Consider the following 12,265-nt stretch of genomic DNA (forward strand, 5'->3'; position numbering starts at 1 on the left):
TTTTGGTAAGTCAGGTGACATAAAAGTTCTGTCTGCTTATCGGAGAATGATAGTGATTTCATTAACAAATAAAGAAAATTGAAATCGCTCTGTTGCTGACAGTCGTTTTTGTTAGTTTGAAAAGGGTATGTGATTATGACTAAGCAGTTTACTTCGCACTTAAACATTGATGCGTTGTTTTTAGGCCCTAAATCAGAAAATGCGGTTTTTTTTAGAGAAATGATGGAATATGCCGTAAGTGAGCATATGCACTGGCGTTCTGATTTTCATCCGGAAGATCCCGCCTTGGTAACTTCAGTAGATCGTTATGAACCTGATTACAGAGAAACCCTTTATAGAACGGAGGGGATTCTGAACCAGCTCTCTGCAAAATTGAAAAACACCTCTGTTCCCTGGTTTTCTCCTCGTTATATGGGGCATATCAATGCTGATACTTTAATGGTTTCTAATCTCGCCTATGTCATGGCGATGATGTACAACCCGAACAACTGTGCTCATGAGTCATCTCCGACAACAACCGAGCTGGAAATTGAAGCAGGGTTGGATTTGTGCCGGATGTTTGGCTATGACACCCGCCGGGCTTGGGGACATATCACATCCGGTGGAACCGTTGCCAACTATGAGGGGTTATGGGTTGCACGTAATTTAAAAACCATGCCGCTTGCCATTGCAAAACACCCGCAATCTTGTGATCTGGTCGAGAATAAATCGGAGCAACAACTGTTGAATATGTCGTCATCAGATATTCTGGATCTGACTGATGAATTAAAACGGCGTGGTATTTTCGAAGAAGTTCGTGAACTTTCTTGCCGTGGTATCGGGGTAAAGCCAGAAATGTTTGGCAAAGTTCTGGTTCCGCAGTCGAAGCATTATTCATGGATGAAAGCAATGGATGTTCTAGGAATAGGTCAAGAACACATTGTTTCACTGCCGGTAGATGAAAACTATCGTACTGATGTTGAAAAAATGCGTGAAATCACATTCAGCCTGATAGAGCAGGGCCAACCGATTTTGGCTATGGTGAGCGTCGTTGGAACCACTGAGGTCGGTGCTATTGATCGGGTTGATGAAGTTATTGCGTTACGCAAAGAGTGTGAAGCGCGTTATGGTGTCTCATTTTATCTGCATCTTGATGCTGCTTATGCGGGGTATGCCAGCGCAATGTTTCTTAACGGGCAGGGTGAGTTTATGGAATATGATGAACTTATCTGCCGTTATCGTGAATTAGACATTATTCCTGAAGATATTATTTGGCCTAAGCCTGAACTTTATCAAAGTTTCAGAGCAATGTGTCAAGCTGATTCGATTACCGTAGACCCGCATAAAGTTGGCTTTATTCAATATGCAGCCGGTGCGGTATGTATGAAAGATAAGCGTATTGTTGACTTGATTTCCTACCGTGCTGCTTATGTGTTTGAAGACGTTGAGGCGCAATCGAACCAACATGTGGTGCTCGGCGCTTCTATTATGGAGGGTTCAAAAGCCGGGGCTAACGCAGCCGCCATTTGGGCTGCACACCGATTGGTTCCACTGAATATCAGCGGCTATGGAAAAGTGATTGCTTCAGGCATTGTGGCAGCCAATTGGATGATTAAAACACTTTTAATGGCAGAACCTCTTGTTGTTAGTAAACGTCGTTTTGAAATTCATGCCATGCCGCATCCTGATTTCCATATGGTCAATTTTACTTTTAAAGAGCAAGGCAATGACGATCTGGGGCATCACAACCGCCTTAATAAACGCATGTATGAGCTTTGCTCATATGCCTCTGGCCGTACTTACACTAACGATTTTCTGACATCATCCACCTCCCTTGATCATGGAGAATATGGTGATACACCCTGGCATTATGTTGAAAGCTGTGGTTTCAGCCGGGAAGAATGGGAGAAAGTTCATAGCCTGTATCTGTTACGTGCCGCAGTCATGACCCATTGCTTGCGTAATACTGATGATTTTGACGAGTATTGGGAACGGCTCCAGAAGATTTTTATTAAAAAACTGACTCAGATCGTTGATGAAGAAGAAAAAAAGAAAGATGCCTGATTTTCTATTATTAAACATTTGCTGTTTATTTGAAGGGAAAAAATATGAAAAACCGTACTCTTGGAAGTACCTTTATCATAGCCGGGACTACAATTGGTGCTGGAATGCTGGCAATGCCATTGGCGACCGCCGGTGTAGGATTTGGTATAAGTTTTATCATGCTGGTTGGGTTGTGGGTTTTGATGAGTTATACCGCATTATTGATGGTTGAAGTTTATCAGTATGAGTCTCCTGATACGGGGCTGGGAACGTTGGCCCAACGTTATCTTGGCAGTGGCGGTAAGGTATTGGCAGGTTTCAGTATGATGTTTCTGATGTATGCACTGACATCAGCATATATCAGTGGCGCAGGGGAATTGTTGACAACCAACCTCAATAAATGGTTTGGTTTATCCTGGCCTGCTTCAATCGGTGTTGCGCTGTTTACTGTGATTGGTGGTGGAATTGTTTGCATTGGCACCAGTTCAGTAGATATGGTTAACCGGGTACTTTTCAGTGCAAAAATTATTTTCCTGATATTAATGCTGGGGCTGATGATGCCGCATGTTCAGCATACCAACTTACTGACTATGCCATTACAACAAGGATTAGTGTTATCCTCAATTCCTGTGATTTTCACCTCGTTTGGTTTTCACGGCAGTATTCCCAGCATTGTCAAATATATGGGGGGAGATATACGTAAATTACGCTGGGTGTTTATTATCGGTAGCGCTATTCCATTACTCGCTTATATTTTCTGGCAATTAGCGACGTTGGGCAGTATCAATTCCGTCACATTTGTTGGTATTTTAGCTGAAAATTCAGGGCTGAATGGTTTATTACACAGTATTCGTGAAGTTGTTGCTTCACCAAAAACGGAAATTTCAGTACAAATGTTTGCTAATCTGTCGCTTACTACCTCATTTCTTGGTGTTGCACTTGGTCTGTTTGATTTTCTGGGTGATCTGTTTAAGCGCAAAAATAATATAACAGGGCGTATGCAGACCGGTTTGCTGACTTTCGTTCCACCATTGGTTTTTGCTCTATTTTATCCAAAAGGTTTTGTGATGGCTTTGGGATATGCCGCTGTTGCTTTATCCATTTTGGCGTTGGTATTACCCAGCTTGCTGGCATTTAAATCCCGACAGCATAATGAACGCCGGTATCGGGTATTAGGCGGTAAACCAGTACTGGCGCTGGTATTTGCCTGTGGTGTTGCAGTGATAGCAATTCAGATCGCGCTCGTGAGTGGAATGCTGCCGAAAGTGGGATGAACATTCTGTTTTGAAGATAAGTTCTTTTTTGACCCAGAATGTATTCTCTGACAAACTGCCATATGAATTATCTGTATGGCAGGCCTATTAGTGGGGGCAGTTATGAATCATACACGTTACGAAACTGATGTAGTCGCCTGGGCAAATGAGCAGGCGGCATTTTAAAGACGAAATTAAGCGATTCAGATTGGATTGATGTTGTTTGGTCGAAAGTCGTTGCCTCAGCAATGAATGAAATGGGGTTGGATGTGTTTCCTGATGTATGTATTTGGAGTATTTCCCAAATCCTGTCTTCTGAATTTTATCCTGATTAAGATTTGTGATGTTGAAAGCAAGATAAGCATTTTAAAAACAAAAAAGAAAAATTAAAAGTTATGATAACAATCAGTGTTTGACCTTAAGAAAAACGAATGTTGATTATAAGGAGTTGAATCATGGCGAAAGAACTATTTACTGCCACAGCAAAATCTGTAGCTGGATTGAAAGTTGAATGTACATCGAGGGATTTCTCCTTTTATTTAGATGAACCGCGTAATTTAGGCGGCACTGAGCAGGGGATGAATCCTGTTGAGGCTCTGCTCTGTTCCCTGGGAGCTTGTAAATGTATCGTAGCAAAAGCCTTTGCTAAAGTGCATAAAATTAATTTAATTGATATTCACATTGATCTGGAAGGTGAACTTGATACTGATGGTTTCACTGGTAGAAATAAACAAGCGAAATTAGGTTTTTCTAAAATAGTAACAAAATTTTATATTAAAGCCGATAATAGCGAAGAAGAAATTCATGCTTTTGTCGATTTTATTAATAAAACTTGCCCGGTTCATGACACCATTGAGAATTCGCCAAGTTTCGCCACTGAAATATATTGTGAATAATAGGTATTGTGTTGAAATAATTCCATAAAGGACAGGTTGTTTAAGTTAATTTGAAAATCCTCTACTATGAAGTAGAGGATTTTTTAACTCTTTATCTTATTGATAATAATGTGATAGTTAATTTCTATTGTTTAATAACGTAAACCGTAGTTATATTACAACTTACATTCTCTATGCCAACTTTAATATTTAAACCCTGAGCATAAGCTTGGCTTAATATTTTATTAATGTTTTCAGAGCTTGAGCCTGACCAAATATAACCTGGTTTTCCACAGTTACCGACCAAATTTCCACTGAATGTATAAAGATAATGTGCAGGATTGTCCCAATCAGCTTTAATTTCTGCAACTCTAACAACACCACTATTTGTTTCCGCTGAGAATGCTGGTGAGCTAATCATACCAATGAAAATAAATAGCATAGATATTAATTTCTTCATGTTAAACTCCTAGTTAATAATAAAGAACTTGGTGTTTTGAAGTGTAGATTATGCGAATAATCTTTGCACCAATTTACTGCCAATATAAAAGATATTCGTTTTAATAAATAATATAAGAATGTTTTTTCGTTAACCTTATTGAAATTAACCTAGTACACTCATTTTGGCCAAACACCACCCAGCATCACGATTTTTTCAGGTGTATGCTCCCGTATAGCTTTCTTCTTATTTGTAATTCCTAAAGCTTGGCAGACCGTAATATTAATTTAATAGAAAATAGCCCATAGGTTTATAATATCTTGGTGGAACATAGAGGTCATAGCCATTTTCTTTACAAAGTAATCTTAACTCTATAACTGATCCAACAGAAAGTTTCTCATAGATATCTTCGAAATATTTTTCCACAGTACGGCATGAAATATCCATTTTGACCGCTATATTTTTATTACTGAGACCGCAGCAAAACAGGAAAATAACCACCCACTCTTTCTCGTTTAATATATCGTTCGGCGGCCTAAATTTAACGGGGGTAAGCATATGGTGTTTAATATAATGAGTCATTGCAAAATGCTCTATTTCTCTGGCATGAGAAGCCACACCAATACATTGATTATTTTCATCCATTAATGGGAATTTGTTATAAAAATAAGATCTAAATTGTTCACTTCTCCCCACTGGGTAAATCCCTATGGCTGATATTCTCTGCATATGCTCTAAGACCTTATTGTCGTGTTCTTCAAACAAGTGGGCAAAATGACGAAATGGTGTCATCAATTCTTTTTCAGAATACCCGATAACGTCAAAGTCTTTAGGGAGTTTATTAACTTTAAAAAATATTTTGTTTCCATAAATTAAACGGAATTCTCTATCTTTTACAAACCACAGTTCAGAACTTTTATCCCACATATTTGTTAGCTGACGAGTAATTAAAGGGAAATTCTTGCATCTTGATTGATTCATATATAGGTAGTCCTTTAGGCATTATTTTTCATTAAATCATTTAATATATAAGTGCATATCCTTGCCTATTTTAAGAGCGCGCGAGCAATAGGCGCTGGCGCGCATCGTCAGATAATGCACCACCATCCACACCCAGTGGTGTTTCGTACCCTTGTGGTAATGCCATAATCGTATAGTGAATATTGGCAAGACGGGCAGCTTAGATGGTGTAAATACCCGCCAAAGTTAGCAGCAGCAACGATACATGATGGGGTGGAAGATATTGTGCGTCATAATGCAACACTCACATCCAGTCCAACATTCAAGCCCTTACTTATCATATTGAGTGTATTTGGCCCGACTTGGAAACTGGAGACTCGGTATTTTTTGTCACCCAGATTTTCGCCGTAAAGTTTTATGTTAACACCATGTGCCATTTCTAAACTGAGTGAAGCGTCGTAGAGGGTATATCCCCCTTGTTCAAGGGTATTTGCTGCATTAAAGTAGCTTTTTGAATAGTAGCGGGCACCAGCACTTAAATAGAGGTTACCCGGTAACAGTGTTTGATCAATCAGATAGTCGAAACCTGCATTTAGCATGACATCTGGTGCATAAGGCAGACGTTTGTTGTCATAACTTACACCCGTTTCTGTATCAGTCGCGTTAGTGAAATTTGATTTACTGATACTGCCACCAAGAGAAAGTTTAAGCCCTTGCATGGGTTTGATCTGACTATTCAGCTCAATACCTTTGCTTTCCGCTTTGCCAGCATTGCGAATAGATTGCATAGCGATGGGTCCAACATAGATCTGCTTGTCTTTTGAACGGATATAGTAAACAGCACTATCTAACGTCATGACGTTATCAAAGAACGATGTATGCCAGCCAAACTCATAATTATCTGAAGTTTCAGTATCGTAGGGCTTTCTATCGTTGGCGGAGGAGACAATATTATTGAATCCGCTGGGTTTGTATCCTTTAGTGGCAGAGAGATAGAAACGGGTATCTGGCGTCAATTGCCAGCCCAAGGCCGCCTTAGGAGTGAATTCATTGTTGGAGACCTGGTTATTAAAAGCTTCGACCGCCATCATGCCAGCACGGCCTGAATAGTCTATCTGCGATTTTTCATGTGATAAACGACCGCCAAGGGTAAGATCCCATTGAGAAGCAACCGGTAATTTAACTTCACCAAACAGTGCCAACGATCTTCCTTTTATTGTGTTAAAGGCATCACTATAGTAACCGGGATAGCCGCTGGTATGATGTTGATTACTATCATCTGAAAACCAACCGCCGAGTACGCTGGTAACCCCATTTGAAAAGTCGGAGTTTAAACGCAGTTCCTGGGTTGTAGCGTGATGTTTCTCTTTCCATTTACCACCGATGAAATCACGGTAAATATCGCGATCCTGATAAGAAGTCACACTGGTCAATTTGCTGCTGCCGAAATCGTATTCAGCTTTAAGCACATAACTGTCAACCTGTCGTGTCAGATCAGGAATAGGGCCATCATATTTCTTCTGATGAAATTGCTCGTCAGTCAAATAAATCTCTTCATGGGAATTAAGATCCTCATGGGCAAAGCTAAACTCAGCGCTGAAAGGAGAATCTTCTGGCGCAAATGTCAGTTGCCCTTTACCGAGCCAGGTTTTGCTGGAGTCGATATTTTTACCACCATGATTTGGTGCATCAATTTGTCCGGGTTCTTTCACCCAGCGCAGGGAGGTGCTGCCATAAAGGAGATCTTCAATAAGTGGAATTGAACCACTGAAAGAGCCTCCTTGTTTCAGCTTAGAGTAATTACCGGAGAGGTTAAGCCAGGGACCTTCTTTTGGCGAGCGGGTAATAATATTGATAACACCGGCTTGCGCATTTCCTCCGTATAAAGTGCCTTGAGGACCGCGTAATAATTCTACACGTTCTACGTTGATCAACTCTTGTGTTAAAAACTGGTTATCCTGAGGAACACCATCAACATAAATGCGAATAGAAGGTGAGTAGAAATCTGGTGAACTGATACCCCGAATGGTTGTTGCCGAATAAGTTCGGTTACCGTGTGAGCGGATTTGTAATCCAGGGAAGGCGCGCTCAAGATCCTGTACCTGGGTGATACCAGCGTGTTCAAGTTCCCCGCCAGTTTTGACCAGAACGCTTCCGTCAATTTTATTTAATGCTTCTTCACGCTTATTGGCTGTCACAACCAAAGCATCTTCTGTCGTTAAAGGTGAATTTTCAGCCCATGCCACAGGCGAAATCAGACAACATAAGACAGACGCCTTAGCATATTTTCTTTTCATATGGATACTCTTTGTACTCTCTTTATCTGTGTCTTATAAAGTTAAGTGTGGAAAAAATCTGAAAAGGAGACTATCTGGAGTCGTAGGACAAGGCTAGCGAGATAGGGACAAAAGTAACGCATTACGTACTATTGTAACTAGCATCATTAATGATGGCTAATATATAGTTAGAAATCTGCTTTCAAGTGCTTACCTTCCTGAGTTGAAAAGATGAATGCTGGAAACCCATGCTTACAGGGCGTGGTATTAAATTGTAAATAAAAATATAATAGTACTTTTGAAGGACTTGGCGCTAATTTGATAGGGGAGCTCATGGATACGATTTATAGCAGAAAATTGAAAATTTTCACTGCTGGTCATTGTATGAATTCACATGAGGAGGAAAATAAGGCGAACTCACCGTTTCTAACAGAAGAATTATCCGATGGAATTCATATAAACAGAATTAATTTTGAGATTAAGCAAGATATTATAGAATATTGTGAGGGTCCACCGACCGTATCAATTGCTTTTGTTCTAAGCGGGAAAGGCAAGATGGCGATTGAAAATGGCGATGTTTTAGATATAAATTCGGGAACAATGCTGTTTTTCTATTCCCCTAAGACAATACGAGGCATGAATTTCTTTGGTTGTGGAGAATGGCATATTCTCGATATTCGTTTTTCATTGAGCGAAATTGCAGCCCAAGAGTTACCGCCTTTCACTCAATTAACTGCTGGTTTTGAGAAAAACGGCAGTTACAGTGATGTATTGATGATGGCATGTCCTATCTACCCACCATTTATGCAGATAGTTAATCAAATAGAAGAATGTCAGCTAAATGGAAGTATAAGGAAAATTTATTTAAAGGCGAAAGCATTAGAGATACTCGCTTGTGTATCTGCGCAAATTTATGATTATCAATATGATGTGATCAACTGTTTGCAGCGCCGGGCCGTTTACAATGCAATAAAAATAATTAACAGTGATTATCATTACCCCTGGACGATAAAATCGCTATCAAAAGCGGTTGGTTTAAATGAGCGGAAATTAAAAGAGGGATTTCGTGCTGTTGTTTTTTGTACTTTTCATCAATATCTGGAAAATGTCCGTATGACGACCGCAGAAGATTTATTAAAAAAAGGGATGAGCGTCATTAATGTTTCTACCGCAGTGGGTTACGCCAGCCCAAGTCATTTTTCTAAACGTTTCCGGCAACATTATTTGATCAATCCTAAAGCGTGGCAGGCGAAATATGCGGTGGTTCACACATCATTTACAGAGCATATGGCCACGGAAATTAAGTAAAAACGTCTGTTTTGCCAAAAGGTGGCCATTCTTCATGGCCACATTATGGATAGGGATATCGCACTATTTTTGTGTTATGCCAATATTATATTGTCTGCGAACAGGCTATCCATACTGACGCCAACCAAAGTGACTGAGTTTTGTCCAAATGTAAACACTAAATTATTGTCCACCATCGTAGCGTGATCCAGATAACTACTTTTTTCGTCACTGCTGCCTTCTGTGCCCAGAAATACCAGTTTGTCGGTTTTATTGTAGCCGTAAACAATATCTTGCCCAAAATCGCCGCTGAACAGGAATGTATTGTTATTACCCAGACTTTTCAGCACATCGTTACCTTCACCGCCAACAAAAACATTGTTGTTGCCGAAGCCGATCAGCGTATCGTCACCATCCAGACCGAACAGCCAGGAACCAGAGGTTTTGGAAGTGAGGGTATCATTCCCATCGTTGCCGGTTACCGAATTGGCGTACTGTTTCACCCCTTGGTTGGAATGCAAACCGTCAGCTCTGACCTGCGAATCCACTGTTTTGGTCAGAAACAGCCAGGTACTTTCCTTACTTCTTATCGTGGAGATGTCCGTGGCGATAGTGATATCACCGTGTGCATCGCGCAGATACAATGTCCCCGCCTTGTCATAGGCTATTTCCGCGTTCTTTAACGATTTTTGTAAGTCAAAGGTATTATGGCCTTTCCCGCCAGCAATCATGTTAAATCCACCGTCATCGCGGAATATATCATTACCGTCGAGACCTTCTAGATAATCGTTTCCTTTGCCACCCTTAATCAGATCATTACTGTTAGTACCGATAATGAAAGTACTACCAGTATGTTTCTCCGCGTTCCGGTTTAAATCCTCCACCCAGGTATTACCACGGGTGACGTTGGAAAGATTGCTGACGACAATCGTGGAGTCTTTATGGGTCAGGTCGTAGAATGTTGAATCCATAACCCGTTGCATACCACTCTGATAGAAAGGTGTAACATGCGAAACCCAGGTTGACAGGTTGGCGATAGAAAAGGGAAGCAGATTCCACGTGGTTGATGCGTAGTGATCGTTAAAGTTAACAATATTATTTGTCGTTGAATCCTTTGGTGCATCGTGCACACCGGCTGACGATGCAGTAGCGCTGGTACCAGTCAGTACACGAAATACCGGGTCATTCTCATATCCCACGTTCAGCACCTTGTTGCCTTTCTCATACTGCGATGGCGAGGCGAAGGTTATATAGTTCGACTGAGAGTAAAATCCACCCCATTTTGTCTCGCTGGACCCCGCCATGCTATTCGCCGCTAACCCACCCAAACTATGGCCGCTGACCAGAACATCGCTCCCAGTCAGACCGTGAGCTTTGGCATAGTTGGCGACATGATCTAACAGTCGGCCAAAAGCGTTTGGTGTATAGTTATTCGAATATTCTGTTTTCCCTAAACCTACCAACACATTATTAATAATGTCGCCGAATGTATCGGTGATTATTGATTCTCGGGGGCCACTGGTGCCACGAAATGCAATACCAATTGATGTTAGGTTACCATCAGCATCATATTTCCCCATCACCTCAGCCTGGGCAGTGGAATGACTTGATTTTTCGCCATAAAAGGTACCGCGGGCATCCGTTTTCCCCTTATAGCCCAATTCATCGGCGCTGATAGTAAACCATCCCGCTTCGTTTAGTTTATCCCGTGCTTGTTTTTCTGCATCTGGGTTCCAGGGCAATTTAGTCGAGACGCCCTGTGAGGTCGTACTACCGATAAGTGCGGTCACCAGCGTTAATGGTATTCCCAAACCATAACCATAGTTGTAATACCCTTCGGCAAATCCACTGCCTAGATTATGGTAAGCATACCCGGAAATAGTTTTAGCGTCAGAAAATAACTCTTTAGAAGTCGTGTCATCAAAATCTTTATACTGAAAAACACCCATGATGCATATCCTTGTAAGGTTAAAATAAGGTTAAAAGAGTGTTCCAAAAATATTAACGAACTAGATAAGTATAGATCTATATGAAGATTTTAAAGAGTAACCATCTGTTAATTTATAAATTAGTGAGCCATCATGAAAATTTGATATTTTTGTAAATTATATATTGTAAAAATATTTTTTTGTGCTAAAAGAGCGAGAATGAGAATAAACGCTCTGACATTTCTATCAATCACCGTTGGTGGTTCGATAGCGGCGAAAAGATAGATAGCAGATAGTCCGCACTATTATAAATAGAAATCTATTAATTTCATTTAATACTTATAATAAAAGTATGGACATGTGAATTCTGGTGAAAAAATCCTATCGCTGATTCATTAGATTATTTTAAGCAAAGTAAATTTCTATTTGTTAGAATGATGAGTATTATACGTCAATGTCATTAATTTGATAAATAATTTCTTAATAAATAGGTTTATTTTATAGATTTAAATCTAGTGTTATTGGTTTTTTATCTGGATTTTTTATGAATAAATACCATAATAAGATTATTATTATGTTTTTGTTTTAATTACAATCAAATTGTAGAAATAAATAATAAATTCTTGTTTTGATATTTATTGCTCGAATTTTTAGTGCCAAAAGTGTAAGTACCACCAAAGTTGCCCCCTGATAATTATGTAGTAACGTACCTACATAAATTGATTGTTATATTGGGAGGTACTATGCCAATCACAACCTTATCAAGCCGGGAGCTCAATCAAGATGTCAGTAGGGCAAAAAAGGCGGCCAAAAGTGGCCCTGTGTTTATCACAGATCGCGGCAAGCCAGCGCATGTCCTCTAACTATTGAGGAATATCGACGGATCACGAAGCAACGCGGAAACATCGCTGATGCTTTGGCAATGCCCGGTGTTGAAGATATTGAATTCAATCCGGCGCGGGCTACCATTAATAGCCGTCCGGCTAATTTCTCATATAGAAGAAAGTGTCTCAGATCAGGGATATTTTTTTGCTAAATTAAGATTATTACCCGTGATGAACTTTGCACTTTTATCGAACTTCTCAAATTGCCCAAAAAAGCCATTAATATTACAAATTTTCTGGCCTTTCAGGTAGATCAGGCTCTCTATGAATCTGACAAATTATTCAGTATTTCAAGGCTATTGGAATCATGAAAGTAAGAGAGAGGGTAGTCATCGATGAAC

8 protein-coding genes and 2 pseudogenes are annotated in these 12,265 nt (G+C 40.1%); 6 read left to right on the top strand and 4 right to left on the bottom strand.

The features are described 5' to 3' along the window. The first annotated feature begins 135 nt into the window (after positions 1-135). From VY86_RS19565 to VY86_RS19575, 4 genes and pseudogenes are all read left to right on the top strand, one after another. Positions 136-2,043, top strand: coding sequence for a pyridoxal phosphate-dependent decarboxylase family protein (locus VY86_RS19565; protein WP_046976206.1), 1,908 nt, complete (start codon positions 136-138; stop codon positions 2,041-2,043). A gap of 44 nt (positions 2,044-2,087) precedes the next feature. Further along, positions 2,088-3,296, top strand: coding sequence for a tyrosine transporter TyrP (gene tyrP / locus VY86_RS19570; protein ID WP_046976207.1), 1,209 nt, complete (start codon positions 2,088-2,090; stop codon positions 3,294-3,296). A gap of 102 nt (positions 3,297-3,398) precedes the next feature. Beyond that, positions 3,399-3,610 (top strand): annotated as a pseudogene (locus VY86_RS26610) (hypothetical protein). A gap of 120 nt (positions 3,611-3,730) precedes the next feature. Then, entirely contained in the window at positions 3,731-4,171 is a 441-nt protein-coding gene (locus tag VY86_RS19575; protein ID WP_046976208.1) for an OsmC family protein, read from the top strand. Between the two features lie 124 nt (positions 4,172-4,295). On the opposite strand, the gene VY86_RS19580 is transcribed toward VY86_RS19575, so the two are convergent. The 3 genes from VY86_RS19580 to VY86_RS19590 form a co-directional block, all read right to left on the bottom strand. After that, positions 4,296-4,610 (bottom strand): hypothetical protein, encoded by a 315-nt coding sequence (locus VY86_RS19580; protein ID WP_046976209.1) that lies wholly within the window; start codon positions 4,608-4,610, stop codon positions 4,296-4,298. A 261-nt stretch (positions 4,611-4,871) separates the two neighbouring features. After that, complete coding sequence (locus VY86_RS19585; protein WP_046976210.1) at positions 4,872-5,570, bottom strand: helix-turn-helix transcriptional regulator; 699 nt, start codon at positions 5,568-5,570, stop codon at positions 4,872-4,874. 269 nt (positions 5,571-5,839) lie between these two features. Beyond that, on the bottom strand, positions 5,840-7,846 hold the full coding sequence (locus VY86_RS19590) for a TonB-dependent receptor (RefSeq protein WP_052760879.1): 2,007 nt from the start codon (positions 7,844-7,846) through the stop codon (positions 5,840-5,842). A 312-nt stretch (positions 7,847-8,158) separates the two neighbouring features. Here VY86_RS19590 and VY86_RS19595 point away from each other — a divergent pair, with 312 nt between their 5' ends. Then, positions 8,159-9,133: a helix-turn-helix transcriptional regulator gene (locus VY86_RS19595; protein WP_046976211.1), complete on the top strand. Its 975-nt coding sequence runs from the start codon at positions 8,159-8,161 to the stop codon at positions 9,131-9,133. Positions 9,134-9,207: 74 nt separating this feature from the next. On the opposite strand, the gene VY86_RS19600 is transcribed toward VY86_RS19595, so the two are convergent. Next, on the bottom strand, positions 9,208-11,061 hold the full coding sequence (locus tag VY86_RS19600) for a polyurethane esterase (protein ID WP_046976212.1): 1,854 nt from the start codon (positions 11,059-11,061) through the stop codon (positions 9,208-9,210). Positions 11,062-11,783: 722 nt separating this feature from the next. Here VY86_RS19600 and VY86_RS26075 point away from each other — a divergent pair. Next, positions 11,784-12,076, top strand: a pseudogene (locus VY86_RS26075) (type II toxin-antitoxin system Phd/YefM family antitoxin). Positions 12,077-12,265: the final 189 nt, after the last annotated feature.

Origin of the sequence: Photorhabdus thracensis, from assembly GCF_001010285.1 — a bacterium.
Lineage (GTDB): Bacteria > Pseudomonadota > Gammaproteobacteria > Enterobacterales > Enterobacteriaceae > Photorhabdus > Photorhabdus temperata.

Excerpts from the sequence above, each read along its gene's own strand:
- VY86_RS19565 (WP_046976206.1), top strand. The coding sequence starts at position 136 with ATGACTAAGCAGTTTACTTCGCACTTAAACATTGATGCGTTGTTTTTA.
- tyrP (WP_046976207.1), top strand. The coding sequence starts at position 2,088 with ATGAAAAACCGTACTCTTGGAAGTACCTTTATCATAGCCGGGACTACA.
- VY86_RS19575 (WP_046976208.1), top strand. The coding sequence starts at position 3,731 with ATGGCGAAAGAACTATTTACTGCCACAGCAAAATCTGTAGCTGGATTG.
- VY86_RS19580 (WP_046976209.1), bottom strand. The coding sequence starts at position 4,610 with ATGAAGAAATTAATATCTATGCTATTTATTTTCATTGGTATGATTAGC.
- VY86_RS19585 (WP_046976210.1), bottom strand. The coding sequence starts at position 5,570 with ATGAATCAATCAAGATGCAAGAATTTCCCTTTAATTACTCGTCAGCTA.
- VY86_RS19590 (WP_052760879.1), bottom strand. The coding sequence starts at position 7,846 with ATGAAAAGAAAATATGCTAAGGCGTCTGTCTTATGTTGTCTGATTTCG.
- VY86_RS19595 (WP_046976211.1), top strand. The coding sequence starts at position 8,159 with ATGGATACGATTTATAGCAGAAAATTGAAAATTTTCACTGCTGGTCAT.
- VY86_RS19600 (WP_046976212.1), bottom strand. The coding sequence starts at position 11,061 with ATGGGTGTTTTTCAGTATAAAGATTTTGATGACACGACTTCTAAAGAG.